Source organism: Kitasatospora sp. NPDC059146, from assembly GCF_042786665.1.
Lineage (GTDB): Bacteria > Actinomycetota > Actinomycetes > Streptomycetales > Streptomycetaceae > Kitasatospora.
This window is the reverse complement of sequence record NZ_JBHZCY010000076.1, coordinates 1-24,476: the sequence shown is the minus strand read 5'-3', so window position 1 is coordinate 24,476 and position 24,476 is coordinate 1. Positions and strand designations below refer to the sequence as shown.

General features: G+C 73.8%; 22 protein-coding genes and 1 pseudogene. 6 read left to right on the top strand and 17 right to left on the bottom strand.

Translation table 11 applies throughout. From position 1 onward, the window contains the following. Position 1 precedes the first annotated feature (1 nt). From ACFXPX_RS27900 to ACFXPX_RS27885, 4 genes are all read right to left on the bottom strand, one after another. Complete coding sequence (locus tag ACFXPX_RS27900; protein ID WP_380643912.1) at positions 2 to 2,173, bottom strand: dipeptide ABC transporter ATP-binding protein; 2,172 nt, start codon at positions 2,171 to 2,173, stop codon at positions 2 to 4. Further along, positions 2,170 to 3,138, bottom strand: coding sequence for an ABC transporter permease (locus ACFXPX_RS27895; protein ID WP_380643911.1), 969 nt, complete (start codon positions 3,136 to 3,138; stop codon positions 2,170 to 2,172). The genes ACFXPX_RS27900 and ACFXPX_RS27895 overlap by 4 nt, the downstream gene beginning before the upstream one ends. A 1-nt stretch (position 3,139) precedes the next feature. After that, on the bottom strand, positions 3,140 to 4,123 hold the full coding sequence (locus ACFXPX_RS27890; RefSeq protein ID WP_375893758.1) for an ABC transporter permease: 984 nt from the start codon (positions 4,121 to 4,123) through the stop codon (positions 3,140 to 3,142). A gap of 281 nt (positions 4,124 to 4,404) precedes the next feature. Beyond that, positions 4,405 to 5,298, bottom strand: coding sequence for a LysR family transcriptional regulator (locus ACFXPX_RS27885; RefSeq protein WP_380522801.1), 894 nt, complete (start codon positions 5,296 to 5,298; stop codon positions 4,405 to 4,407). A 194-nt stretch (positions 5,299 to 5,492) separates the two neighbouring features. Between ACFXPX_RS27885 and ACFXPX_RS27880 the strand changes: the two genes are divergently transcribed. Next, on the top strand, positions 5,493 to 6,581 hold the full coding sequence (locus tag ACFXPX_RS27880) for an alcohol dehydrogenase catalytic domain-containing protein (protein ID WP_380643910.1): 1,089 nt from the start codon (positions 5,493 to 5,495) through the stop codon (positions 6,579 to 6,581). Positions 6,582 to 6,692: 111 nt separating this feature from the next. Here the strand turns inward: ACFXPX_RS27880 and ACFXPX_RS27875 are convergent, their stop codons facing one another. The 6 genes and pseudogenes from ACFXPX_RS27875 to ACFXPX_RS27850 all read right to left on the bottom strand — a co-directional run. Next, positions 6,693 to 9,560 carry a hypothetical protein gene (locus ACFXPX_RS27875; protein ID WP_380643909.1) on the bottom strand — a complete coding sequence of 956 codons (2,868 nt, stop codon included), beginning with the start codon at positions 9,558 to 9,560 and terminating at the stop codon, positions 6,693 to 6,695. Continuing rightward, on the bottom strand, positions 9,557 to 10,672 hold the full coding sequence (locus tag ACFXPX_RS27870) for an AAA family ATPase (protein ID WP_380522799.1): 1,116 nt from the start codon (positions 10,670 to 10,672) through the stop codon (positions 9,557 to 9,559). Before ACFXPX_RS27870 ends, ACFXPX_RS27875 begins: the two co-directional genes overlap by 4 nt. Positions 10,673 to 10,734: 62 nt before the next feature. Continuing rightward, the gene (locus ACFXPX_RS27865) at positions 10,735 to 12,246 is read right to left on the bottom strand and encodes a VWA domain-containing protein (RefSeq protein WP_380643908.1); all 1,512 of its coding nucleotides are present in this window, start codon (positions 12,244 to 12,246) and stop codon (positions 10,735 to 10,737) included. Between the two features lie 8 nt (positions 12,247 to 12,254). Then, positions 12,255 to 13,643, bottom strand: a complete 1,389-nt coding sequence (locus ACFXPX_RS27860) for a hypothetical protein (RefSeq protein WP_380643907.1) — start codon at positions 13,641 to 13,643, stop codon at positions 12,255 to 12,257. Further along, positions 13,643 to 14,146, bottom strand: coding sequence for a hypothetical protein (locus ACFXPX_RS27855; RefSeq protein ID WP_380522859.1), 504 nt, complete (start codon positions 14,144 to 14,146; stop codon positions 13,643 to 13,645). The genes ACFXPX_RS27860 and ACFXPX_RS27855 overlap by 1 nt, the downstream gene beginning before the upstream one ends. Before the next feature lie 247 nt (positions 14,147 to 14,393). Then, positions 14,394 to 14,669, bottom strand: a pseudogene (locus ACFXPX_RS27850) (PIG-L deacetylase family protein); the annotation flags it as partial. Between the two features lie 263 nt (positions 14,670 to 14,932). On the opposite strand from ACFXPX_RS27850, the gene ACFXPX_RS27845 reads away from it, so the two are divergent. After that, on the top strand, positions 14,933 to 15,106 hold the full coding sequence (locus ACFXPX_RS27845) for a hypothetical protein (RefSeq protein ID WP_380643906.1): 174 nt from the start codon (positions 14,933 to 14,935) through the stop codon (positions 15,104 to 15,106). 230 nt (positions 15,107 to 15,336) lie between these two features. Here the strand turns inward: ACFXPX_RS27845 and ACFXPX_RS27840 are convergent, their stop codons facing one another. Further along, positions 15,337 to 15,771 carry a hypothetical protein gene (locus ACFXPX_RS27840; protein ID WP_380522796.1) on the bottom strand — a complete coding sequence of 145 codons (435 nt, stop codon included), beginning with the start codon at positions 15,769 to 15,771 and terminating at the stop codon, positions 15,337 to 15,339. A gap of 176 nt (positions 15,772 to 15,947) precedes the next feature. Here ACFXPX_RS27840 and ACFXPX_RS27835 point away from each other — a divergent pair, with 176 nt between their 5' ends. Together ACFXPX_RS27835 and ACFXPX_RS27830 are read left to right on the top strand one after the other, a co-directional pair. After that, positions 15,948 to 16,412 carry a DUF6924 domain-containing protein gene (locus tag ACFXPX_RS27835; RefSeq protein ID WP_380643905.1) on the top strand — a complete coding sequence of 155 codons (465 nt, stop codon included), beginning with the start codon at positions 15,948 to 15,950 and terminating at the stop codon, positions 16,410 to 16,412. Positions 16,413 to 16,683: 271 nt separating this feature from the next. Beyond that, on the top strand, positions 16,684 to 17,871 hold the full coding sequence (locus tag ACFXPX_RS27830; protein WP_380643904.1) for a protein-L-isoaspartate O-methyltransferase: 1,188 nt from the start codon (positions 16,684 to 16,686) through the stop codon (positions 17,869 to 17,871). Positions 17,872 to 17,947: 76 nt separating this feature from the next. Here ACFXPX_RS27830 and ACFXPX_RS27825 read toward each other — a convergent pair whose 3' ends face one another. Together ACFXPX_RS27825 and ACFXPX_RS27820 are read right to left on the bottom strand one after the other, a co-directional pair. After that, positions 17,948 to 19,042 (bottom strand): hypothetical protein, encoded by a 1,095-nt coding sequence (locus tag ACFXPX_RS27825; RefSeq protein WP_380643903.1) that lies wholly within the window; start codon positions 19,040 to 19,042, stop codon positions 17,948 to 17,950. Between the two features lie 393 nt (positions 19,043 to 19,435). After that, the gene (locus ACFXPX_RS27820) at positions 19,436 to 19,876 is read right to left on the bottom strand and encodes a hypothetical protein (protein ID WP_380595162.1); all 441 of its coding nucleotides are present in this window, start codon (positions 19,874 to 19,876) and stop codon (positions 19,436 to 19,438) included. Between the two features lie 257 nt (positions 19,877 to 20,133). On the opposite strand from ACFXPX_RS27820, the gene ACFXPX_RS27815 reads away from it, so the two are divergent. Further along, positions 20,134 to 20,739, top strand: coding sequence for a hypothetical protein (locus ACFXPX_RS27815; RefSeq protein ID WP_380643902.1), 606 nt, complete (start codon positions 20,134 to 20,136; stop codon positions 20,737 to 20,739). A gap of 63 nt (positions 20,740 to 20,802) precedes the next feature. Here the strand turns inward: ACFXPX_RS27815 and ACFXPX_RS27810 are convergent, their stop codons facing one another. The 4 genes from ACFXPX_RS27810 to ACFXPX_RS27795 form a co-directional block, all read right to left on the bottom strand. Continuing rightward, on the bottom strand, positions 20,803 to 21,381 hold the full coding sequence (locus ACFXPX_RS27810; protein ID WP_380643901.1) for a hypothetical protein: 579 nt from the start codon (positions 21,379 to 21,381) through the stop codon (positions 20,803 to 20,805). Between the two features lie 85 nt (positions 21,382 to 21,466). Then, positions 21,467 to 22,351, bottom strand: a complete 885-nt coding sequence (locus ACFXPX_RS27805; protein ID WP_380643900.1) for a hypothetical protein — start codon at positions 22,349 to 22,351, stop codon at positions 21,467 to 21,469. 462 nt (positions 22,352 to 22,813) lie between these two features. Then, positions 22,814 to 23,395 (bottom strand): hypothetical protein, encoded by a 582-nt coding sequence (locus ACFXPX_RS27800; protein ID WP_380643899.1) that lies wholly within the window; start codon positions 23,393 to 23,395, stop codon positions 22,814 to 22,816. A 138-nt stretch (positions 23,396 to 23,533) separates the two neighbouring features. Beyond that, the gene (locus ACFXPX_RS27795; protein WP_380643898.1) at positions 23,534 to 24,091 is read right to left on the bottom strand and encodes a DivIVA domain-containing protein; all 558 of its coding nucleotides are present in this window, start codon (positions 24,089 to 24,091) and stop codon (positions 23,534 to 23,536) included. Between the two features lie 212 nt (positions 24,092 to 24,303). Here ACFXPX_RS27795 and ACFXPX_RS27790 point away from each other — a divergent pair. After that, positions 24,304 to 24,476 (top strand): redoxin family protein (locus ACFXPX_RS27790; protein ID WP_380522858.1); only part of this gene is annotated, 173 nt, incomplete at its 3' end.

Genomic DNA, 24,476 nt, shown 5'->3' with positions numbered 1-24,476 from the left:
GTCAGACCGCGTGGCAGGCGTACTGGTGGTCGGAGCCGTCCGGGGCGGCGGCGGTCGCCGGCCGCTCGGTGCGGCAGCGGGTCCGTACGGCCTCGTCGGCCTCCCGGTACAGCGGGCAGCGGTCGACGAACACGCAGCCCTCCGGGAGGCGGGTGGCACTGGGCTGCTCGCCCGCGAGGACGATGCGCTCGCGGTGGCGCTCGCGTGCCGGGTCGGGCACCGGGATCGCCGACAGCAGGGCCTTGGTGTACGGGTGCCGGGGCCGGGCGAAGATCTCCTCGGTGGCGCCGGACTCGACGATGTGCCCGAGGTACATCACCGCGATGCGGTCGGAGACGTAGCGCACCACGGCCAGGTCGTGGGCCACCAGCAGGTAGGCCAGGCCCAGTTCGCGCTTGAGCCGGGTGAGCAGGTTGATGATCTCGGCCTGCACGGAGACGTCCAGCGCGGACAGCGGCTCGTCCAGGGCCAGCAGCTTCGGCTCCCGGGCCAGGGCACGGGCGATGCCGACGCGCTGGCGCTGGCCGCCGGACAGGGCGGCGGGGAAGCGGTCGCCCATGGCGCGGTCCAGGCCCACCACGTCCAGCAGCCGGGTGACCCGGGAGCGGATGGCCGCCCGGTCGGCGCCGGCGGCCTGGAGCGGTTCGGCCAGCAGGTCGAAGACGGTCAGGCGGGGGTCGAGGGCGTCCGTCGGGTCCTGGAGGACGATCTGGACGTCGCGCCGCAGCTCGCGCACCTGGACCGCAGCGTGGAGGGTGGCGACGTCGGTGCCGGCCACCTCGATGCGGCCGCCCTCGGGGGCGCGCAGCCGCAGCACCTCGCGCAGGGTGGTGGTCTTGCCGCTGCCGGACTCCCCCACCAGGGCCAGGGTCTCGCCCGCGCGCACCTCGAAGCTGACCTGGTTGACGGCGTGCAGGGTGCCCACCCGGCGCTTGAGGAGGGCGCCCTTGGTGACGGGGAACGTCTTGACCAGGTCCTCCACCCGCAGGACCACCTCGCCGACGGTCCGCTCCCCGGCGCCGCCGGCCGGCGGTACGAGGGCGGCCTCCCCGGCCGGGTCGAGGGTTCCGTCGGCGATCTCCTGCGCGCGGTGGCAGGCGACACGGCTGTGCTGCTGCCCGCTCACGGTGGTCGGGCCAGGGGTGGTCAGGCCGGGGGCGGTCAGGACCGGTTCGGTGGTCCGGCACACGTCCTGGGCGACCGCGCAGCGGGGCGCGAAGGGGCAGCCGCCGGGCAGGCCGACCAGGGACGGCGGCTCCCCGCCGACCGGGATCAGGGGCCGTTCGACGCCGCTGTCCACGGTGGGGACGCTGGCCAGCAGGCGGGCGGTGTACGGCATCGTGGGGCGGCGGAAGAGCTCGTCGACGCTCGCGTGCTCGACGATCCGCCCCGCGTACATGACGGCGACCTCGTCGGCGTGGCCCGCCACCACGCCCAGGTCGTGGGTGATCAGGACGAGGCCGGCGCCGGTCTCGCGCTGGGCCAGGCGCAGCACGTCCAGGATCTGGGCCTGGACGGTGACGTCGAGTGCCGTGGTGGGTTCGTCGGCGACGAGGACCGAGGGCTTGTTGGCGATGGCCAGGGCGATGACGACGCGTTGGCGCATGCCGCCGGAGAACTCATGCGGGAAGGACTTGGCGCGTTCGCGCGGGTCGGGGATACCGACCAGGTCGAGCAGTTCCACCGCCTGCTCCCACGCGTCCTGCTTCGTGAGGTCCCGGTGCACGCGCAGGGCCTGGGAGAGCAGCCGGCCGACGCTGTAGATGGGCGTGAGCGCGGACATCGGGTCCTGGAAGACCATGCCGATGTCCTTGCCGCGCACCCGGGAGAGGGCCTTGTCGTCCATCGCCGCGAGGTCGCGGCCACCCAGCAGGATCCGGCCGCCGAGGCGCGCGGTGGGCGGCAGCAGGCCCATGACGGCGAGGGCGGTGGCGGACTTGCCCGAGCCGGACTCGCCGACGATGCCCAGGGTGCGCCCGGGCAGCAGGTCGAAGTCGATGCCGCGCACGGCCTCCACCGGGCCGGCCTCGGAGGGGAAGGAGACGCGCAGGTCGCGTACGGAGAGGACGGGGGCGGGCACGGAGGCGACCACGGGGGCGGGTGTCGGATCGGCCGTCGGGGCGGCCGCGGGAGCCGCTGCGGGCCCGGTACGGCGGGCGGGTGCGAAGGTCATCGTCGGGCTCCTGCCGCGCCGGTGGTGGAGGTGGGGTCGAGGGCGTCGCGCAGGCCGTCGCCGACGAAGGTCATCGAGACGGTGAGCAGGACGGTCAGCCCGGCGGGGAAGGCGAAGAGCCAGGGAGCGCTGGTGATGGTGCCCGCGCCGTCGGCGAGCATCGTGCCCAGCGACACGTCCGGGGTCTGCACGCCGAAGCCGAGGAACGACAGGGCGGTCTCGCTGAGCACGGTGGAGACCACCCCCAGGGTGAGGTTGACGATGAGCAGGGAGCCCAGGTTCGGGATGATGTGGCGCAGCACGATGCGCAGGGGGCGCACGCCCATGTACTCGGCGGCGCGCACGTAGTCGCGCTCGCGCAGGGACGTCGACACCGACCAGACCACGCGCGCGGTGGACATCCAGCCGAACACCGTCAGGACCAGGATGAGGACCCGCCAGTCGCCCGCCAGCCGGTGCGAGACCAGGGCGAGGACGAGGAAGGAGGGCACGATCAGCAGGAAGTGGATGACGGCGAGGGTGGCCTTCTCCACCCGGCCGCCGAGGTAGGCCGCGCCCGCGCCCACGACCGCGGCGATGGCGACGGTCAGCACGGACACGCTCACCGCGATCACCAGCGAGCGCTGGAGGCCGTGCACGACGGCGGCGTAGACGTCGTTGCCGCCCTGGTTGGTGCCGAACCAGTGCTCGGCGCTGGGGGCCTGGGTCAGTGCCGAGAAGTCGGCGTCGGCGTAGCCGTACGGGGTGAGGAGGTCGCCGAGCGCGCTGAACAGCACCAGCAGCAGGAAGATCACCACGCCGGCGACGGCGGTCCGGTTGCGCAGGAAGCGCCGCAGGTAGAGGCGGCGCCGGCCCAGGTAGCGCCCGTCGGGCACGTCGGGCACGTCGGGCCTGCCGGTGGCGGGTGCGGCTGCCGTGGCGAGCGCGCCCTCGGAGGTCGCGTCGGGGCTCACGGGGACGGCCATCTCAGTTCACCCGCACTCTCGGGTCGAGGAGGACGGTGGCGATGTCCGCGAGGATCGCGCCGACCGCCGTCAGGGCGGCGGCGAAGGCGGCGGTCGCCACCGTGCCGTGCACGTCGTTCTTGCTGATGGTCTGGATGAAGTACTGACCCATGCCGTTCCAGCCGAAGATCGTCTCCGTGAGGACCGCGCCGGTGAAGACCGCCGGGATGCTGAACGCCACGGACTGGGCGGTGGGGATCAGTGCGGTGCGCAGGGCGTGCCGGCGGATCGCCTGGGCGCGGGTGAGCCCGGTGGCCCGGGCGGTGCGCACGAAGTCGGAGCCGATGACGTCCAGCAGCAGGGAGCGCTGGGTGAGGTGGTAGCCCACGTACCCCGTCAGGGTGAGCGTCAGCGTCGGCAGGATCAGGTGCAGCAGCCGGTCACCGAGCGTCGCCCAGAACCCTTCCACGTCGGGCGAGTTCTCCCCCGCGACGTACAGGAAGTGCCAGCCGGCCTGCTCGTTCAGCCGGATGGCCAGCAGCACCAGTGCGAGGGCGGCGATGGACACCGGGACGTTGAACAGCGCCATGGACACGGCCTGGGCCGCCCGGTCCCGCCAGCCGTACTGGCGCGAGGCGGTGTGGACCGCGAGCGCGACACCGACGACGACCGACAGGACCGTCGCACCGATCACCAACTCGGCGCTGACCAGGGAGCGGTAGCCGATCTCCCCGTTCACCTCGACCCCGACCGGGGAACGGCCCCAGTCGAAGTGCAGGACCACGCCGGTCAGCCAGTCCCACCAGCGGTGGAGCAGCGGTTCGTGCGGGTCGAGGTTGTACGGGGCCAGGGCCCGGGACAGCTGCTCCTCGGTGCGGACCGGGCGCAGTTCCTTGAAGTTCGAGCGCGGGTCGAGGAACCAACTGGCCAGGAAGTAGGTGGCGTTGGTGGCCACGGCGATCACCAGGAGCCAGCCCGCCGCTCTGCGGGTCACGTACCGGAGCACGGAGCGCACCTCCCCACCAGGTGCGGCGGAAGCGCCTGGGGGACGTCGGGTCTGAGGGAGGTGCGCATGGCGGCAGAACTTCCTGGAGCTGGGAGTCGGACGGAGTCGGACGGCACGGTCGTGCGGATCCGAGTCTGTGTACGACTGGTGTCGTAGCGCCAGTGACCAGGGGACATGGACATGAGAACGAAACACCCCCGCAGCAGAGGGGCATCGCGCCCCATCGTCCGTTCACATTCGCGGGGGTCGGGGGGCTCGGGGGGCTGGGGTGCCCACCCGGATCAGGCGGTGGCGACGATAGCCCGGGTGACGGCCGTGACGGTCGGGGTCGGGCGGCCGGGGAGTCGGGCCACCAGGATCCGGCGGATCTCGGGCGGGGCGCCTTCGACGCGCAGCAGGCTCACCCCGGACGGCAGCAGCGGCGCGAGCCGGGCGGGCACCGTCGTCACCCCGAAGCCGCCGGCGACCAGGTGGAGTTTCGTCAGCCAGTCGCGCGCGGAGTGGACGATGCGCGGCCGGCCGGGCAGGCCGGGCCAGACGCCGAGCAGCGGCTCGGAGCCGGACGCGGGAGTGGCGATCCACCGGGCGTCGAGCAGTTCGTCGACGTGCACCGCGGTGCGACCGGCGAACCCTCCGGTCGAAGGCGCCGCCAGGAGCAGCTCGGTGTCCGCGACGGTCTCGACGTGCAGGCGCGGCGACTCGCCGTCCACAGGGCGGTGGGGCGGGCGGGAGGACAGCACGGCGAGGTCGATCGAGCCCGCGCGCAGGGCCCGGACCAGCGCGGGCGTGGCGCCCTCGGTGGTCGTGACCGTGATCTGCGGGTCGGTTGCCGCGAGGCGGGCGAGCGCAAGGGGCAGGAGGCCCGCGCCCGCGCTCAGGAACAGTCCGAGTCGCAGCAGTTCGGCCTGCGGGGCGGTGCCGGTGAGGTCGCGCTCGGCCGCGGCCAGGCTGTCCAGGATCGTCCGGGCGTGGCGCAGCAGGGTCAGGCCCGCGGGAGTGAGCCGCACTCCGTCGGGGCGGCGTTCGAACAGGGCGGTGCCCGCGCTCCGTTCGAGGGAGGCGGCCTGGCGTGAGACCGCCGACTGGGTGTAGCCGAGCCGGGTGGCGGCCGCGGTGAAGCTGCCGGACTCCGCGATCTGTCGCAGGACCCGCAGGCCGGTACTGGAGACGTCCATGCCGCATACGCATACCACACGTGCTCGATCGTCGCTTCCCGCATGCCCGCCGGGCTCCTAGGGTCGATCACGACGAGCACGGACGGAGACGTCCGAAGACGGAGACGTCCGAAGACGGAGACGTCCGAAGACGGAGACGTCCGAAGACGAAGGCGTCCGCAGACGAAGACGAAGACGACCATGGAGGCTCACACGTGCGAGCAGCAGTCCTGACACGGTTCGGTGCCCCGCTCACGGTGCGGGAGGTACCCGACCCCGAGGCCGGCGGCGGCGAGGTGGTGGTCCGGGTGCTCGCCGCCTGCGTGGCCCCGTACGCGGCCGAGGTGTTCGGCGGCGAGCGGAAGTACCCCCTCGTGCCTCCCGTCGTGCCCGGCATCGGCGGCGTGGCACGCGTCGTCCAGGTGGGCCCGGACGCCACCCGGCTGCGGGTCGGCGACCTGGTGTGGTGCGACTGCACGGTCCGCTCCCGGGACGACGCCCTGACGCCCGACATCACCCTCCAGGGCTGGAGCTCGCGCGGCGAGGGCGGCGCGCGGCTCGCCCGGTACCTGCACGACGGGTCCTTCGCCGAGCTCATGCGGGTCCCGACGGAGAACGTGTACCCGCTGCCCCCGGCGGCCGGGGACGACCCGGCCCGCTGGGCCGCGCTCGGCGTGCACGTCATCCCGTACGGCGGGCTGCTGGCCGGCGGGCTCGCGGCCGGTGAGACGCTGCTCGTCAGCGGGGCGACCGGCAACCTCGGCAGCAGCGCGGTCGCGCTCGCGCTGGCGATGGGGGCGGGCCTGGTGGTCGCCCCCGGCCGCAACCGGGCCGCGCTCGACCTCCTCGCCGACCGGTTCGGCCCCCGGGTGCGCCCCGTCCCGCTCACCGGGGACGAGGCCGACGACCGCGCGGCGATGGCCGCGGCGGGCGACGGCCCGATCGACATGGTGCTCGACCTGCTGCCGCCGAGCGCACCCAGCTCGGTGGCGCGCACGGCGGCCATGACCGTGCGCGAGTACGGGCGCGTGGTCCTCATGGGCGGTGTCGGCATGCTCGGCGGCGACGACCTCGCCCTCCCCTACCCGTGGCTCATGCGCAACTCGGTCACCGTGCGCGGCCAGTGGATGTACCCGCGCACGGCGAACGTCGGCATCATCCGGCTGCTCGCCTCGGGCGCCCTGGACCTCGCCCCCGAACGGGTCCGGTCGTTCAGCCTCGACGCGGTCAACGACGCCGTCGCGTACGCCGCCTCGCACGGCGGCCCGTTCGAGCGCACCGTCCTCGTCCCGTCGGCGCGCTGACGGGTGTCGTGGGCCGGTGGCGACGGCACGGGGGGCGGTCCGTAACCGGCGGGACCGCCCCCGCGCCGTCAGCGTCGGCGTCCGTCCGCTCTCCGTCCGCTCTCCGTCCGCTCAGGCGGCGCCGAGCAGGGACGCCAGGGCGGCGGCCGTCTCGGGGTGCCGGCCGAGGAGCGCCGAGCCCGCCGGGGTCTGCGGCGCCGTCCAGGACCCGTCGCAGCCCAGGAGGGCGGCGAGCGCGTCGCAACCGGCGGGGTGCGCTGCGAGCAGGGCGGAGCCCCGGCCGGCGGTGCCGCCGCCGGGCCGGACCCGCTGGGGCGCCGGTGCGAGCCACGGCGGCACCCAGGTGTCCAGTTCGGCGAGCCGGCCGGGGAAGATGCGTCCGGCTTCCTTGGTGAGCTTCGGGGCGAGCTCGGCGCCGCCGCTGCGCAGGGTGGTGATCAGGGTCGGCAGCCAGGGCAGCAGGACCGGGTCGGGCAGGCGGGCGAAGGCGTGCGAGACCGCCTCGACGACGAGGTCGACCAGGCTGGGCACCGGCTCCAGCGCGTGGAGCAGCCCGCTGAGGTAGCGCGGGTAGGCGGGCAGCAGGAGCGGGTTGGCGAGCAGTTCGTCGCAGCGCTCGCGCAGGTCCTGGCGGGTGAGGTGGCCGAGGTGGACCCGCGCGGCCCACAGCAGGGCGCGCTTGGCCTGGTCCTGCGGGTCGGACCGGGCGACGGCGAGTTCGAGTTGGGCGCGGTCCCCGCCCAGGGACAGGGCCAGGCCCTCCATGCTGAACAGGAAGCTCAGCATGGCCGCGACCTGGCGCACCGTCGCCGTCTCGTCGGTGAACGCGGTGGGGAGCAGGGCGCAGTAGTGGGCGTACCCTGCCTCGGCGAACCGCTCGATCCACCGGGGCAGGACCGGCTCACCGGTGCGGTAGAACGCCAGCAGCTTCCGGACCCGGCGCAGCACCTCGGGGGCGCCGTCGACGCTGCGCTCGGTGGTCAGCACCTGGAGGGCGCGGGCGCCGAGTTCGTCGGCGAGCCGCCGGCTGCCGAGGTACAGGGTGGCGTCCTCCACGGTCCGCAGGACGACGGCGGCATTGGCCTGCGGGGCGTTGGCCTCCCGGCGCAGGCGCTGTTCGAGGACCTGTTCGAGCGTGACGCCTTCGTAGCCGAGCTCGATCAGGGCGCGCTGGTGGGTGCCGAGCGAGAGGTCCCAGGACTCCTGCTTGGGCTCGTCGCCGAGGGTGCGCTCGCCCATGATCGGGCGGGCGGCGTCGGGGATCAGGTGGCGCAGCATCCAGAGCACGTCGGAGCAGGGGCGCAGGTCGGGCTGGGACTTGATGTCAAGCAGCGCGCGCTTGACGCCGCGGGCCTGGAGGTTGAGGCCGAGCGGGGCGAGGCGGTCGTGGACGTCGCGGGCCAGCGGGGGCAGCGACTCGTAGCCGACCTGGCCGATCCGGTCGCCGCCCATCATGATCTCGACCAGGCGCCGGACGTTGCGCCGGCCGGGCACGGTCTCCTTCTCGATGCAGGTGACGGCCGCGTCCTGGAAGTCGTACGGGGTCGGGCGGGCGCGGTCGCGCATGCCCGCGAGAAGGATGGACGTCTCGTACACGGCGATGGCGTCGGCGGTGGAGGCGAGGTAGCCGTTGCGGCGGGCCGCTCGCACGATCTCCACGGACCAGCCGAGCAGTTCCTCCTGGTCCAACTGGTCGAGGGCGGGCGGTCGTTGCAGGAATCCGGCCAGCTTGTCGGTGCTGTCGCCGTCCGCGGCGGGGGCGGCGGCGACCGCCTTGCGGGCGCGGGTGGCCTTCGCCCCGGCACCGGCCTGGCCCTTGAGCCGGTAGGGCTGGACCCGGGTGCGCTTGAGGTTCTTCTCCCACTGGGCGGCGGCGATCGACACCGACCCGCCTTCGAGGCCGAACTGCCTCTCGATGGCGGTGTGACTGGAGGGGATCAGGCCGTACTGCCACTCGGTGGCGGTGCGCGGGGGCACGGCGAAGGTGTCGGTGCCGTGGAGGCCGAACTCCTCGACCCGGCTGGCGGCGTGGAAGGCGCCGCAGACGTAGACGCTCTGCGCCGGGTCGGCGCCGGTGGCGGCCAGGTGCTCGCGGATGCGGGTCCACATGTACCGCTCGCGGTCCTCGTCCACCCGCACACGGCCCGGATCTCCGGGCGCCAGGCGGCGGAAGAGGCTGCCGATCAGGAACATGACCTGCCGGTAGGTGTCGTGGTCGGCGTCGCCGAGCGGCCCCTCGACGTACTGGTGCCACCACTCCGACCAGTGCCGCACCTTGCCGTGGCGCAGCAGGTGCCGTTCGAGGTCGGCGAAGCGGGGCCGCAGGTCGCCCAGTTCGACGCCGACCGCGTCGCCGTGCAGTGCGGCCTCCTGGGAGGCAGCCGCGCCCACGTCGGCCTGGGCGGCGGCGGCCGCCGCGGCCTCGGCGGCGTCCGAGCCGTCCACGCTGTCCGGGGCGTCCGGGCGGGGCTGCCACTGGAAGACGTGGTCCGAGGACCGGTCGACGAGGACCAGGTCCACGCCGGGCGTCTCCAACGCGTACGCGATGGCCTGGTACTCGGCGGAGGCCTCGGTGATCGGCGCGACCACGGACAGCGGCGCCCAGTCGGCGGGGAACCCGTCGATCCGGGTGGCGAAGGCCTGGACGGCCACCGGCAGGCGGCAGTTGCGCAGCTCGGTGAGCAACGGGGCCATGTCCTCGCACAGTTCGAGGAAGACCGTCCTCGGCTGCCGGGCACGCAGGTGGCGGGCCATGGCGGTGGCGGAGGCCGGCGAGTGGTGGCAGACCGGGAAGATCTCCAGCGGCTCGCGCAGGGCGCGCTCGACGTCGCTCACGAGGCCGCGGAGGATGCCGTCCAGGGCGCCCGGGCCGTCGGCGAACTCGGCGGCAGCCGCGTCGAGTTGGCTCCGCAGCGCGCTGAACGTGTCGGGGCCGGGGTGCCCGCCGGTGGCGGGCACCCGGGTGCTGGCGCGGCTCATGCGAGCGCCTTGAGGGTGTCCAGGCCGGCGGCGAGGAACTGCGGCCACTCGCCGCCCTCCTGCTCACTGCGCTGGTGGACGGTGTTGGCCAGGTACTTGGTGAGGATGCTGGTGTCCTCGGGCGCGCGACGGCTGAGCGAGGCGACCAGGGAGGAGCCGAGGGCGTGGGCGGTGAGCGCGCGCTCGCCGAAGAAGTTGCTGTGCAGGATGGCGTCCTCCAGTACGCCGATCTGCTCGGCGGTGGACAGGGCCGACTCCAGCCGCTCGTCGTCGCTGCCCGCCGCCGTCGCGACGGCGCGCAGGTCCTCGAAGGAGCGCAGCAGTACGTCCAGCAGGGTGGGCGGCACGTCCAGTTCGATCTGGTGGCGGCGCAGCAGCTCCTCGGTGCGGAAGCGGACGATCTCCGCCTCGCTCCGCTTGTCCGTCACCACCGGGATCTGGACGAAGTTGAAGCGCCGCTTGAGCGCCGACGACAGGTCATTGACGCCGCGGTCGCGGCTGTTGGCGGTGGCGATCACCGCGAAGCCGGGCTTGGCGAACACCGTGCCGTCCTCGCCCTTCAACTCGGGCACCGACACGTACTTCTCGGAGAGGATGGAGATCAGCGCGTCCTGGACGTCGCTGGTGGAGCGGGTGAGCTCCTCGAAGCGTCCGATCGTGCCGGTCTCCATCGCGGTCATGATCGGCGAGGGGATCATGGACGCGCGCGACTGGCCCTTGGCGATCACCATGGACACGTTCCACGAGTACTTGATGTGGTCCTCGGTGGTGCCGGCGGTACCCTGCACGACCTGGGTGGAGTTGCGGCACACGGCGGCGGCCAGCAGCTCGGCGAGCCAGCTCTTGCCGGTGCCGGGGTCGCCGAGCAGCAGCAGGCCGCGGTCGGAGGCGAGCGTGACGATCGCCCGCTCGACCACGCTGCGCTCGCCGAACCACTTCTGGGCCACCTCGCGCTCCATGCCGTCGGAGGGCTCGGAGCCGAGGACGAAGGTGCGGATCATCTTCGGGGACAGCCGCCACGTGGACGGCTTCGGGCCGGAGTCGACCGACTCCAGGTAGTCCAGCTCATCGGCGTACTTGGTCTCGGCGGGGGCGCGGAGCATGTCGGACATCGGGCAGGAGCCTTTCTGCGGCGTGGGAATGGGGGATGAACGGGTGCGGCGCGGTGCGGCGCTCAGGTCAGGAACGTCTTGAGCTCGTGGACCAGCTTGTTGATGTGGCCGGAGAGCACCGGGGTGCCCTGGTCCTTGAACCGCTGGCGGAACCACGGGTTGACGCTGCCCCGGCCCGCACTCGTGACCGAGCCGACCGGGATGAACTTCACGCCGGAGCGGTGCACGGCGGCCATCTGCGCGAACAGCTCCTCGCCGCGCCACTCGTAGAAGTCGGAGATCCACACGACGACGGTGTTGACCGGCTCGGCGATCTTCGGCTGGGCGAGGGCCATGGCGACCGTACCGTCGGTGCCGCCGCCGAGCTGGGTGCGCAGCAGCGTCTCGAACGGGTCGTGGACCCACGGGGTGAGGTCGACGGCCCGGGTGTCGTACGCCACCAGGTGGACGTCGACCTTGGGCAGGCCGGCGAAGATCGAGGCGAGGATGGTGCAGTTGACCATGGAGTCGACCATCGAGCCGGACTGGTCCACGACCACGATCAGGCGCTGCGGCGTCGTCTTGCGGGTGGTGTGCCGGTAGTAGAGCCGGTCGACGTAGAGCCGCTCGTCGTCGGGGCTCCAGTTGACGAGGTTCTTCTCGACCGTGCGCTTGAGGTCGAGGTTGCGCCACACCCGCTTCGGCGGCACCGAGCGGTCCAGCTCCCCCGCCGTGGCCTTCTCGACCTGGGTGCGCAGCACCTCGGCGACCTCGTCGACGAACCGGCGGATCAGGGCCTTGGCGTTGGCGAGCGCGGTGCCGTCGAGGTTGCCCTTGTCGTGCAGCAGCTGCTCGATCAGCGACATGCTCGGGGTGAGGCGGGCGGCGAGCCTGCTGTCCGCGAGGACTTCGCGCAGGCGCATCCGCTTGACCAGATCGGCCTCGATGGCGGCGAGCTCGGGGCCGATCACGGGGATCAGCGTGGACAGGTCCGGGGTGCCGGGGGTCCCGGGGGTGCCGATGCCAGTGCCGGCGTGACGGCCGAGGCCTGCGTGGCGGCCGGCGCGCAGTTCCCCGGGCTTGCAGCCGAGGGCGCGTTCCAGCCATCCCGCGTCGGACTGCCAGCGGGAGAGCTGGCCCGCGGTCACCGTGCCGGAGCCGGTGGCGAGGGCGTTGAGGAGGATCTTGGAGTACAGGGCCGCGCGCCGGACCTCGGCGGCCCGGTCGCGGGCCCCGACCGGGCCTGCGGCGGCGTCAGCGTCGGTTTCGGTGTCAGAGTCGGCGGCGGCGTCGTCAGCGTCGGTTTCGATGTCGGCGTCGGCGCCCGGCACCAGGAGGCCGTCGAACTCCGCTGCCAGGCCGGGGTGGCGCTGGACGAGCGAGTCCACGGACGTACGAGGGTCCAGCAGGCCCGCGGGCAGGCCCAGGTCCTCGACGACGGCCAGACTCGCCGTCTCCAGCGCGGGCTGCTCCGCCGGGTCGAACAGACGCGCCAGCAGCTGCCAGTACAGCACCTGTCGGCGGTTCCCCTCGGGGTCCGCGAGAGCACCGCCGTTCCCATCGGTGGTGGTGGAGGAGGTGGAGGAGGAGGTCATGGGTCCGTTCACTTCCGCAGCAGCTTGCCGGCGCGCTCGCGCAGCACGGTCACCGTCTCGGTCGCTGCCGCCTCGGCCTTGCCGCCGCTCTTGTCGGTGGTGCCGCCCGCCCACGCACCGGCGTGCAGGCCCACCGTCCGGCGCTTGACGGTGGATTCGACGGCCAGCGGCTGGAGGACGAAGGCCCCGGCGTCCCAGCGCAGCAGGCCGATGCACGCGGTGGACGCGGCCACCGCCTGCGGCGTGAGCGGGCCCGCCACCGGGATGCGGTCGGTGTCGACGGCGAGCGGGTGGCCGGCCAGGTCGAAGGTCAGCACCCCGTCCTGCTCCAGGGCGGTGTAGCCCTCCAGGAAGACCGGCTCGGCCAGGCGTACCGGGTGGCGCTCCAGCGGCGCGACCGGCGCGCCCACGGCGGTGGGCAGCACGACCCGGGCGGTGGCGAACGGGTCGGCCTCGGCCGCGGTGCGGGCGAGTTCGTCGCTCCACAGCAGGTCGCCCTCGGCGGTGAGCGGCATGTCCGTCACCGTCACGGCGCGGCCCTCGCCCGCCGCCGCCAGGAGCGACATCCGGGGGCGCAGCAGCTGCCAGACCCCGGCGCCCAGGACGCTGTCCGGCTTCGGGACCGACACCGACGCCCGGACCAGGCGGGGCGCGGAGCCGTCGGCCGGCTCGAACACGGCGTGGACCTGGGCCTGCGCGGCCGTCGCGTGCTCGTGCAGGTCGACGCCGAGCGGCAGCAGCCGTCCGGTGACCGTCTGCGGGTCAGGGACGGTGCCCGCACCGGGAGTCGCCAGCAACAGGGCCCGCGACCACAGGTCGGCCCAGCGGCGGACCGGGACGCGTTCCAGACTCGCTCCCGGGCAGGACGCGGCGAGTTCGCCCGCGAACCCGTCCAGCAGGACGGCGAGGCGACGCAGCTGCGGGTCCGGGAGCATCGCGGAGACGAGCTGCGCCGAGGCCGACACGAGGTCGTGGTCCATGCCGAGCCAGCCGGTACGGGCCAGGTCCGCGAGCCAGGCGCGGACCGCGGTGAGCACGTTCGACGCGCCGCCCGGGCCCTCGGCGGGCACCGTCCACGGGGCGGTGGTACGACCGGTCGCCCCACCCACGACACCGTGGAGCGCGTCGTGGGCCGCACCGAGCAGAGCGGTACGGGCGGCCGCCAGGGCCAGCAGGTGGCCCTCGTCCGCGGTGCCGGCGGCCGCCTTCTCGGCGGCCTCGGCGACGAGGGCGGCCAGCGGCGAGTCCGCGACGGCCCCCGCGAGCTCGGCCAGCGCCTGGGCCTGGGCCGGCCGGGGCCGCACCAGGCCGTCGGACATCGCCCGGTCGAAGGCGTCGACGACGGCGAGCGCCTCGTCGAGGCCGCCGACCGGCGCGTGGAGGAGGTCGGTGCGCATCACGCCACCGCCCGGGTGGTCGGGAACCAGTGCAGGTCCGGCAGCGGAGTGGTCACCGGCTCGAACTCCAGGTACTCCAGGTGGTTCAGGAACCGGGTGAACACCGCCGCCGCGGGCGACTCGGCGGCCTTCACCGGGCGGGTGGCGCTCATGGCACCGGTGATGACCCGGGCGGTGGCCTCCTCCGTACCGGTGTCCACCCGCAGGTAACGGGCGACACGGTCACCGCCGAACTGCACCACCGCCTCGCCGACCAGCGCCTCCAGGTGCTTGCAGTAGCCACCCCGGGCGCCGCCGCACGGACGGTTGTTGTTGGTGCTGCACGAGAACGCGAAGGAACCGGCCTCAACGGCCGACACGTAGACCCGGCCGATGTCCGAACCGCTGGACACCACACCCTGCAGCCGACCGTCCGCCAACTGCACGAACGGCACCTTCGCGAGCTTGCGGGGCCGGGCGGGCGGAACCACCCGGACCGTACTCGAACCTTCCCAGGCAGGCAGAAGCACACCATCTCCAATGGGGTTGGGGGGACAGCGCGCCACGACAGGGCGGCAGCGCTTGTGGTGATGAACGTAGTGGTCACCACCGACAACCGGCCCCGCCGGGCCGGCCCGGCTCATCACTCGGCGCCGCGGAAGGACGTCGACGCCCGCACCGGCGGGGACGGACCGTCAGCTCCCGGCGGAATTCGAGCTCTCCCCGCCCGCATCCACGCGCCCGCGGCACGACGCCCGTCGCCCCTTGACCGACCACCGCGTCCAACGGCGCGTCGCACAAACGCGGCCGTCCGGGGGCGGAGTCGGGAACCCGGTGGTCGGCCCAGCCGAGCAGCCGGGGCTCCCCCGCTCCGAGGATCCGGACCGCCTCGGCCAACTCCCTTGCGCGCTGGGTCCCTTGCTCCCAGGTCGCGGTGACGACGGTGGTCCGGGCTCCGGCATCGGCGTGCTGGGCGAGTACGCCCCCGGCCGCGAGCGACTCGTCGTCGGGGTGCGCCATCACGGCGAGCAGGCTGGGCAGGGACACGGATTCCTCCTCTTGGGGTTGCGGCGTGGCCCGGTTGACCGCACCGGGGACGTGGCACAACTGCGGTGGCAGGGCGATGTCGACGCGATCCGGGCCGCGCCTCTGGTGAACCACCGAGTCCGAGCCCGAGGAGGAGGACGAGGACGGGTAGGGTCGGTGCCCGCATCCGCACGCCCCTGGTCATTGTCAGTGGCACCGGGCAACCTGTGCGTATGCGTGCCCCGAGAGTTCAGTGCCCGGCCTGCGAACGGCCGGTAGCCCTCATGCCGACCCGCCGTGCCGGTTACGGCGTCATCCATGACCACAAGCGGGACCGCCGCTCCCTCATCCTCTGCGAAGGCAGCATGAAGCAGGTGCCGCTGGCCGACGCCGTCGTCCGGCAGGACGCCCTCCCGGGACTCGGCGGGGCAGACGGGGCCGAGCCCACCCTCTCCTGAGCCCAGGAGCCCACGGACAGTGCCGTCGAACGGACCGGCAGGACCCCGGGGTCCTGCCTCCGCGCCGCTAGGGCCTGTCCGGCGGATCTTGGCAGATCAGCGCGCGGCGTTGGGCGCCCGGCTGGGCGTGCGCCGAGTCGGCCTCGTACTGGACGTACTTGGGCGATTCGGGCGTGCGTCCAGGCGGGATGCCCGGCGTCGCGCGCCTGGCAAGATCCGCCGGACAGGCCCTAGTACTTCCCGCCGGCGGCCGGGCCGGTGGCACGGGGGTGCACGGCGTACAGGGCTCGCACCTGGTCGGTCCAGAACTTCTCCTTCTCCGCCTTCGAAGCGCCGAGCGACAGGAGCCCGAGTTCCTGCGCCAGGCGGTAGAACCCGGGGCCGGCGTCGTTCAGCCCTTCGTACTGGACCAGCGCGGAGAGCATCGGCTCCTTCCCGGTACGGCCGGCTGCCGTGACGAGGCCCAGCAGGTGGCCGACGGCCGCCCGGTGCCCGGCCTGCGAGAAGTCGAATCCGGGCTGCCCCGTCCGCTCCACCAGAGCCGCGTTCAACTTGGTGTAGGTCGTCATGCCGCCGCCTCTGGCGACCTCGGCCAGGTAGTCGCAACCGGCCTCGGTCAACTCGTCCCATTCGAGCTCGGTTCGGCCGTACCTCTGCACGTGCATCACCGTCAATCATCCTGTAGTTGAGGGGTGTTGACCTTACCGGAGCTCGGGCCCGGTTGAAGCACACTCCCTCCGCGGGCCGTCTGCCCTTGCTGTCGGTGCTCCGCGGGAGACTGGACCGTACGGAGCTGTCCCGACCGCGGATCGGCGGTCGGCTCCGAGGGAGGGAGCCCCCCATGAGGACGTTGCCCGGTGTCGCCGACCACGGCGGATTCGACGCCCTGGTCATCCGCACCGACTACCACGACGAGGCCGGCTGGCGGGCGGTGGTGACGGAACTGGGCAAGCCCTGGGGAGACCGGTGCTACGAGTCGCTCGTCCACTTCGTCGACGACCCCGCCTGGGCGGACGCGACTGCCGACGAGGTGGCAGCGGAGGTCCGCTCCGGCGAGCACCCGAGCGTCGTCTTCCTCGCCGACCGCACGACGATGCGGTCCGCGCCCCGCACGCTTCTCGCGGTCACCGCCGTCCGGCGTGAGGACAGGGATTACGCCCTGACGACCAGGTACGGCCGTTCCTTCCGCACCCTCCCGACCGGCGTCCACGGGATCCACGCGAACCTGAGCATCGCCAACATGGGCTTCGAGGAGTTCGCCAGGGCCGCACAGGACGACCCGGACGGCATCTTCCGGTCCTTCTGACCGGAACCGGAACCGGACGCCGGGCCCGTGGCGGGCGCGGCGCCGCGGCGCGCGCCCCGTGGGCGCTCCCGCGCGCCCACTACCGTGCGGCACCGGGGTGGGCGAGGATGAGCGGCCGACCGTGTCCCCTACGCGACCGAAGGGAACCCGCATGGGCAAGCACGAGAAGCCGGCGCCGGACCCCGGAACGGGCACCCCGCCGCCCGGGAACAACGACGGGCAGGTCCCGCCCCCGCCGCCGGGCACCGGCACGCGCCGCAAGTAGCGCACGGTGACGGACGACGAGGACCTGGCGGGTCGCCGGGCGCACCTGGACGCGGTGATGGAGCGCGACGGGGCGTGGCCGACCGCGTCCCCGTGGGTGCGCGAGGCCATGGCGGCGGTGCCGCGCGACCGGTTCGCGCCGGACCGGCTGTGGCGCTGGGACGGCCGGGCCTATGTGCCGCTCGACCGTACGACGGACCCGCGCGGGTGGGCGGACGAGCTGTTCGCCGGCGTCCACGACGCGGCCGTCACCCAGGTCGGCAGCAGCCTGTCGGCACCGTCCCTGCCGTCCTCGTCGCTGTCCGCGCCGTCCGTCGTGGCGGACATGCTGGACAGCCTCCGCCTGGGACCCGGCCACCGGGTGTGGGACATCGGCACCGGGCAGGGGTGGACGGCGGCGCTGGCCGCGTGGCGGGCCGGTCCCGGGCTGGTGGTCTCCAGCGAGGTGGACGAGCACCTGGCCGCCGCCGCCCGCCACCGCCTGGCGGCCGCCGGTCTCACCGTCGAGGTGGTGGCCGGCAACGCGACCGGCGGCGGGGTGCCCGGCGGGGTGCCCGTCGACCGGATCCACGCCACCTACGCGGTGGAGGCCGTCCCGTGGGCCTGGGTGGAGGCGGTACGGCCGGGCGGCCGGATCGTCTACCCCTGGGGCCTGTTGGGGCACGTCGCCCTCGTCGTCGCCGACGACGGCAGGAGCGCGACCGGCTGGGTCCAGGGCCTCGCCCAGTTCATGGCCGACCGCACCGCCCCCACCCCGGCACCCGCCGGCCACGCCGCCTACACCGCGGTGCGCGGCGGCACGGCCGAACCGGACGCGGAGCGCCTGCTCCCGGCGTACGACCTGGGCCCGTTGGAGAACGACTGGGACCTGCGCTTCGCCCTGCGCGTGGCCGTACCGGACGCGGCACTGCTCACCGGCCGGGACGAGGACGGCGTCAACGCCTGGGTCCACGACGGCGACCGGTCGTGGGCCGCGTTCACCGCGCGCGGCGACGGCTCCGTGATGCTGTACCAGGGCGGGCCGCGCCGCATCGGCGACGAGGTGACGGCCGCCCGGTCCGCGTGGGAGGAGCTCGGCCGCCCGGACCGGTACGACTACGGCATCACCGTCACCCCCGACTCCCAGTGGGCGTGGCAGGGCGGCCCGGACGGACCGCGTTGGCCGATCGGACGGTCGGTGTCGGCAGGACACTGACCGGCGCCCGACCGGCGCCCGACCGGCGCCCGACCGGCGCCCGACCGGCGCCCGACCGGTGCCCGACCGGTGCAGGTCAGACCGTCGCCCGGGCGATCGCGTCCACGGCGATCGTGCGCATCCGGTGGAAGGCCGTCTGCGGGTCCTCGTAGGCGCTCCAGGGGCCGGCCACCTCACGGCCCATCACCTCGAACATCTCGAAGGCGTGCGCCACCCGGGCGTTCATGACCAGTGACCAGGCGGCCCAGCCCCGGGCGGCCTGGAGCTGCGGGTGCGCCGGATCGGCCTGCTCCAGATCGGCCAGCAGGGCGTCCACGGCCGCGGTGAACTCCGGCGTCCGGTAGGCGGCCGCCCCGGCGCTGTCGCGGGTGTACTGCTCGAAGAGCGCCCGCACCCGCAGGCTGGTCAGCAGGCTGCCGGCCGGTGCGTCGGCGAGCGCGGCGTCGACGAAGGCGTGCATCAGCTCGTTGCTGCCGTGCCACTTGGCGCACCAGTACTGCAGCGCGCCCTCGTGCGCCCGCAGGTGGTGCGGGTCACGGGCCGTCACCTCGGCCCACAGCTGACGGAAGTCCTCGTTCGACCGGCCCAGTCCCATGGCGATCGCGATCTGCGCCACCCAGGGGTTGGGGTCCTCGGCCGGAGCCAGCTCGACGGCCTCCCGCGCGGCCTGCTCCGCCTCCCCCAGTACGCGGTGGAACCCGCGGGCCTGCTCCCTGGTCACCTCTGAGGCGTACCTGCCGGTGCGGATCTCCCAGGCGAGCTGCACCAGTGCGTCGGTCTGCAGCAGGGCGGCCGCCGCGTCGCGCGGCTCCTCCTCGCGCCACCGCCGTAGCCAGTGGTCCTCCTTGGAGGCCGCCGTGCTGAGCGGCTCCATCCGCATCCAGCGCCGGTTGGCGCGGCTGTCAGCACCGCTGTCGGCTCCGGCTTCGGCTTCGGCCAGGTACTTCGCCACCGCCCGCCAGTCACCGCCCCCGGCCCCATCGAGCACGGCCGCCAACTCCGCGGACGGCTCGTCCCCCTTGACCACGAGCTGCTCGCGCGGGGCCAGCCTGCGCCACAGCTCGGTCTCCAGGAGGCTCCGCCGTTCCCGGGCGCGCTGCGAGACGATCACTTTGCCCACGACGGCGACGAGCACCACGAGCACGACGAGCACCACAAGCGAGAAGACCATGAACTGCTTTCCTAGCGGGACGGGGAGAGGCGCCGCTCACCCGCACCGAGCGGCCCGTGAGCGGGCACCCGGCACCGGGCACCGGGCACCGAAGGAGGCACAAGACACGAAGGCGTGAAGGCACGAAGGCGGCGCGGACACACCTCGCCCCGATCCCCCCGCCCCCGCACCTGCGTGCGCGGCGAGCAGGATCGTACCGGCACGGTGCACCGCCCCGCCTCAGCTTTACCCGGTCGGGGGTCTTGGAGGTCCCGCCGCCCGATCCGCAGTCACCGAACCCGCCCGAGGTCAGCAACAACCCCGGGGTTCAGGAGAGGAGTGGGCGCAGCATGCGACGCGGGTCGGAGATCGCTTCCCGGACGGCCCGTGGCCGTTTCCCGGACTCTGAAAGCCCTACGATTCCACCGGAGTTCCCAGGGCGGCGGCCCGCATGGCAAGAATCCGACGGCGGGTCTGCTCGACGCCCTTCCGGTCGTACCGCGCCGTTCCCCGCAGCAGCAGGACGTCACCACCGCGGACGGTCAGCGCGATCATCACGACTGCGGCCACCCCGGCGTTCGTCCCGCCCTCGACCCTGACGTCCTCGATGTCCTGCCAGGAGATGCGGTTCGGACGTCCCATCGAGCGCTCGACGATGCCCTGGGGCCCGATGACCAGTCCCAGCCGGGCACCCTGGTGACACCAGACCACCGAGAACACCAGCACGAACGAGTAGAACACCTTGGAACCGATCGGGGTGATGATCACACCGGCGACCGCGATTGAAAGGAACACCAGCCCGCCCGCCACGAGGAACAACCGCTGGTACTTCGGGTAGATCCGTATCGGCTTCATCAAACCTCACTGTGGTCTTCGAGCTCTCCGCCGCGTTGGCATTCTTGTGCCGGCCGCCTTCGCTGTCGACCTTCTGCTCCGAACGCGCGCTGTAGGCAGCCGGCCGACCGTTCCCGCGGGGAGTGTCCCCGAAGGTGACACGGATGGGCGGCGTTTCGCGGTTTCGGTGGTCCGTGAGCCCCTGCTGCGGGATCGTCGGTGCCGCGCCCGGGGGCGGGCGTTCCGCGTAGGCGGACCACTGGAGAGGCAGGCTCGTCATGGTCAAGCAAGAGACATGGACGACGGACGAGTTCGGGGCCTCGCACACCGGGTCGGTCGGCGTGCTCCTCGCCGACGGGACCGTGCCGAAACCCGCGTACATCATGATGACGGAGCACGGGGCCGGACTGACCACCGCGCAGTGGACCGTGTACGACGGGCACTCACGCCTCGCCCCGCGCGCGCACGCCCTGCGCGCCGTGTGCTCCTGCGGCTGGTCCGGCCCCGAGCACCCGCTCGACTGGGGGCAGATCGGCGAACAGCGGCTCGGCGAAGCGGCCGCGGAGCCGGCGGACACCTGCGAGCAGGAGTGGGACCAGCACACCGTCGAGGTCGAGAAGTCGGCCGTGGCCCTGCCCGAGGACCTCGCCGAGGTGCTGCACGGCCTGGGCGAGGCCATCGAGAAGCTGGCGCAGAACTCCCCGTTGGCGGCGCTGCGGGCCGCCCGGTTGCTGGAGGTGACCGCGGAGCGGACCGCGTACTGGCCCGCCCACGACGCCCGACGCGACCTGGGCCTCGCGGCGACGGCCGCCGCACTCGGCCTGGACGAGGACGGTGCCCGCCACCTGCTGGCCCGCTTCGGGCGCTGGAGCCCGTACAGCTGAGGGCTGCCACCCGGGCGGGCGCGCAGCGCGGCGGGGGCGAGGGACGCCCGAGTGCCCCGGACGTCACGGCTCCGGGAACACCGGCATCGGCTCCGCGCCCGGGCAGCACCCGGCGTCCTCGTCGGCGACGGGCTCCCGGCACCCCCCGCACAGCCAGGCCGGGTCCGGGAGTTCGGCCGCGGAGACGGAGACCTCGTTGCCGCGCACCAGGAGCTGCCAGGTGTCCCAGGGCTCCTCCCCCTGTGCGTCGATCGTGCCGTCGGCCACGTGGTCGAACGTGAACTCCTCGAAACCGGGCGTGCCTTGGGCATGGGCGCGGGGCTTCAAGAAGTGGTCGATCAGATAGGTCATCCACTCGGGCGCGTCGTAGAACTTCTCCACCTGGCTCCACTCGATCGCCGCACCGTCCGCCGTCGGCACCCAGCGGCACCAGAGGCCGGGCTGACCCGCCGGGGGCTTGTCGAAGTCGCGGATGTCGGCGTCGCGGCCCTGCCCCGCGTAGCCGCTCCCGTCGACGTAGTAGGGGCCGCCGGCACGGTCCATGCGGCGGGTGCCGGCGAACTTCCGCAGGTACGCGATCTCGGCCGGGTTGAGCGGTGGGGTGACGGCGACCCGGCCGGTGAAGTCAGTGGTGTAGCCCATGCCGGGGATGCTAGCCACGCCCTCCGACACCTCCGTGCGGCCGGCCCGGTCAGTCCGGTCAGTCCGGTCAGTCCGGTCAGCCAGGTCAGTCCGGCAGGTCGATCAGGGCGATGCCCTTGTCCTGGGCGACGGCGAGGCGGCGGCCGTCCGGGCTGAGCGCGGCGACGGGGGTCGGGATGTGCTCGGCGCCGTAGCTGCCGTTCCGCCGGGTGAGCGTCACCTCGGGCCACTCGGCGACCAGGGTGCCGGTCGCGGCGTCGAGCAGGCGGGGGTGCCCGTGGAGCGAGACCACCTGGGCGGAGCCGCCCCGGCCGAGCAGGGTGCCGGCGCGGTGGTCCAAGGGGCTGTGGTGCAGCCAGCGCCGGACCGACATCGACCACACTCCGAGGTGGTTCGCTCCAGCGGCCGGGGCCGCCGCGCAGCCGGACTCGTCGGCCCCGTCGTCGGCTCCGTCGTCGACCAGGTAGTCGAGCTCGCCCGTTGTGGCGATCGCCAACCGGTCGGCGTCCAGCCAGCAGCCGGAGACCACTTCGGCGTCGGTCTCGGGGGACGCCGGGAGAACCCCGTCGCCGTCCAGCACCGCCGGATCGGCGAGCGCCGCCGCGAGGTCGTACACCTCCGCGACACCGTAGGGGTGCCACACCCAGCCCGTCACCAGCAGGTACCGGCCGTCCGGGCTCACCGCCGGCCGCGAGTGGAAGATGTCCACGGGCTCCCGGGCACCTCCGGTGAGGCGCCGTCCGGACTCCAACTCCTCGATCTGGAGCACGTTGTACTCCTCGGGGCAGTGGACGAGCACCTCGCGGCCGTCGGGCAGCGCGCCGAGCGCGACCGGGTAGTCGTAGGCGTCGGCGCAGTGGTCGGCCCGGGCGAGCTCGCGCAGCACGCCCCGTCCGTCGAGGCCGACGACCACACCCCTGGTACCCCGCTCCTCGTGGACGACGGCGTAGCGCCCCGAGGGCGAGACCACTGCCCGGTCGAACCCGGGGCCGAAAGCGGCGGCGACAGCTCGGCCGGGACGCTCCGTCCCGTCCGCGCTCCACCGCCGACCACCGCCGACCGGATCGATCAACTCGCCGCCCTCCCAAGCCAGGGAGCACACCTTCCCCCGGACCGGCCACCAGTCCACCATCGACACCCGCCGTCCCCCACTCCCCGGGCGCCCGCCACCCATCGGCAGGCAAGCCAAGGCGGGCAAGCTAACAGGCCTGCCCCGCGGCGCGCACACGAATAATGCGGCTGCGGGTGCGGACGACAGGTGGCAGGAAGCGGGCATGGATGACCTGGTCACCGAATGCCTCGTCCTCCGCCCGCTGACCCCTCGCCAGGCCCGCCGCATCCTGGACGGTCCGCGCGGGCCTCACGGGGATTGGGGTCGCGGGGTGGCCTCCGCCGGGATGTGCCCTTCCGGGCGCGACGCGCGCCCGGCCCACTACGAGAGCACCTGGCCGTCCTCTCCCCGCGTCCCCGGGGCGCCGACGCCCAGCACCCAGGCCGGGTAGTGCTGCGCCGCCAGCGCGGGCGAGGCTGGACTGCCCGGGTGCAGCGCACCGGACGGGAAGAACGCCACCCGGCAGCGCCGGCACCACCAGCCGCGCCGCCACCGCTGCATCAGGTCCTGCCGGCGCGCGTGCTGGACCCGCAGTCGCTCCTCCTCCCGTCGCCGGCCCCGCCGCCGGGAGACGGTGCGCACCAGCAGGGCCGCGGCCGTCAGCACCGCCGGGCCGACCAGGCCGCCCAGCAGGTGGCCCGCCCGATAGGCGTCGTCGTGTCGATGCAGGTCCGGATCCGGGTGCAGCATGCCCAGCACCCCCACCAGCAGCCAGAGCGCCGCGACCACCACCAGCACGACCACCGCCGCGCTCTCCCGTACGGGCTGCGGCCCCGGCGCGGGCGGCGGGGCCAGGTGGGCGGCCGCCGGCGGGTCCACGGCGGCCGCAGCCGCGTCCTCCAGGGCCTCGGGCACGGGCAGGGCGTGCTCCCCGGCGGCGCACCCCGGGCATACGGCGTTCATCGAACGGTCCACTCCTCGCGGCGACTTGTGCGCGAACGATCCGGCACGCAGTAGACCACGCGGAACTGACGATGCGTCACCGAATTCGCACAACCGCCGGTGGCTCGGCAGTCGGCCCGGCGGGCGGCCCGGCGGTCCTCAGGACGGCGCGACCGTGCCGCCCGGACCGTACGCCCCCAGGTAGCCGTCCACCTGCGCACGCCGGTAGCCCCGGGGCACCACCGCGAACACCGCGGCCGCCGGGCGCCGATGCGTGGCCTGCGCCAGGTGGGCGTCCACCTGTGCCGGGTCGTAGCCGCGCCACGCCGTGGCGAACACCGGCACCGCGCCCGCCGCCACCAGGTCGACCTGCGCGGGGTGGTAGCCGCGCCGCACGAGCCGGAACCGAGGCCCGCCCGCACGCCGCCCCGCCCCCGACGCCGACGCCGACGCCAGGTAGGCATCCACCTCGGACCGCTCGTAGCCCCAGCTCACCAGGTCGAACCCGCGCCGGGCGACCGCGTCCACGGGCACCGCAGCGGCAGGTGCGGCGGCCAGCGCGCGGTCGACCTGCGCCCGGTCGTAGCCGCGCCGGGCGATGGTGAAACCCGGGGCGTCCGGGCGCCGGGAGGGCGCCAGGGCCAGGTAGGCGTCCACCTCCGCGCACTCGTAGCCGCGCCGTACCACGTCGAACCCGCTCCCGCCGCCCTCGGCCATCCGCCCCTCCCCCTGTCCCACCGGCCTCAGCCGTCTGCCGCCCCGTCAGCATCGCACAGCCCCGCCCGGCGGCCTCAGGCCCAGAATCGGGCCGACTCCGCCAGCGCGACGCGGGAGGGTGTCCGCTCCTCGGTCACCCCGCGTCGGGCGCGGGGTGCGGGCAGTAGGATCGACGGCGTTGTCTGTCGTACACCGCTGGTAGGAGGCTTTTCATGGCTCAGGTCACGCTCAAGGGGAACCCGGTCGAGATCGGCGGCGTACTGCCCGCCGCCGGCAGCCAGGCCCCCGCGTTCACGCTGGTCGGCGAGGGCCTCGCGGACACCTCGCTCCAGGACTTCGCCGGCCGCCGCAAGGTCCTCAACATCTTCCCCAGCATCGACACCCC

Bases quoted from the DNA above. Each gene is read 5' to 3' on its own strand.
- ACFXPX_RS27900 (WP_380643912.1), bottom strand. From the start codon at position 2,173: ATGACCTTCGCACCCGCCCGCCGTACCGGGCCCGCAGCGGCTCCCGCG.
- ACFXPX_RS27895 (WP_380643911.1), bottom strand. From the start codon at position 3,138: ATGGCCGTCCCCGTGAGCCCCGACGCGACCTCCGAGGGCGCGCTCGCC.
- ACFXPX_RS27885 (WP_380522801.1), bottom strand. From the start codon at position 5,298: ATGGACGTCTCCAGTACCGGCCTGCGGGTCCTGCGACAGATCGCGGAG.
- ACFXPX_RS27875 (WP_380643909.1), bottom strand. From the start codon at position 9,560: ATGAGCCGCGCCAGCACCCGGGTGCCCGCCACCGGCGGGCACCCCGGC.
- ACFXPX_RS27870 (WP_380522799.1), bottom strand. From the start codon at position 10,672: ATGTCCGACATGCTCCGCGCCCCCGCCGAGACCAAGTACGCCGATGAG.
- ACFXPX_RS27865 (WP_380643908.1), bottom strand. From the start codon at position 12,246: ATGACCTCCTCCTCCACCTCCTCCACCACCACCGATGGGAACGGCGGT.
- ACFXPX_RS27860 (WP_380643907.1), bottom strand. From the start codon at position 13,643: ATGCGCACCGACCTCCTCCACGCGCCGGTCGGCGGCCTCGACGAGGCG.
- ACFXPX_RS27845 (WP_380643906.1), top strand. From the start codon at position 14,933: ATGCCGACCCGCCGTGCCGGTTACGGCGTCATCCATGACCACAAGCGG.
- ACFXPX_RS27840 (WP_380522796.1), bottom strand. From the start codon at position 15,771: ATGCACGTGCAGAGGTACGGCCGAACCGAGCTCGAATGGGACGAGTTG.
- ACFXPX_RS27835 (WP_380643905.1), top strand. From the start codon at position 15,948: ATGAGGACGTTGCCCGGTGTCGCCGACCACGGCGGATTCGACGCCCTG.
- ACFXPX_RS27825 (WP_380643903.1), bottom strand. From the start codon at position 19,042: ATGGTCTTCTCGCTTGTGGTGCTCGTCGTGCTCGTGGTGCTCGTCGCC.
- ACFXPX_RS27820 (WP_380595162.1), bottom strand. From the start codon at position 19,876: ATGAAGCCGATACGGATCTACCCGAAGTACCAGCGGTTGTTCCTCGTG.
- ACFXPX_RS27815 (WP_380643902.1), top strand. From the start codon at position 20,134: ATGGTCAAGCAAGAGACATGGACGACGGACGAGTTCGGGGCCTCGCAC.
- ACFXPX_RS27810 (WP_380643901.1), bottom strand. From the start codon at position 21,381: ATGGGCTACACCACTGACTTCACCGGCCGGGTCGCCGTCACCCCACCG.
- ACFXPX_RS27800 (WP_380643899.1), bottom strand. From the start codon at position 23,395: ATGAACGCCGTATGCCCGGGGTGCGCCGCCGGGGAGCACGCCCTGCCC.
- ACFXPX_RS27795 (WP_380643898.1), bottom strand. From the start codon at position 24,091: ATGGCCGAGGGCGGCGGGAGCGGGTTCGACGTGGTACGGCGCGGCTAC.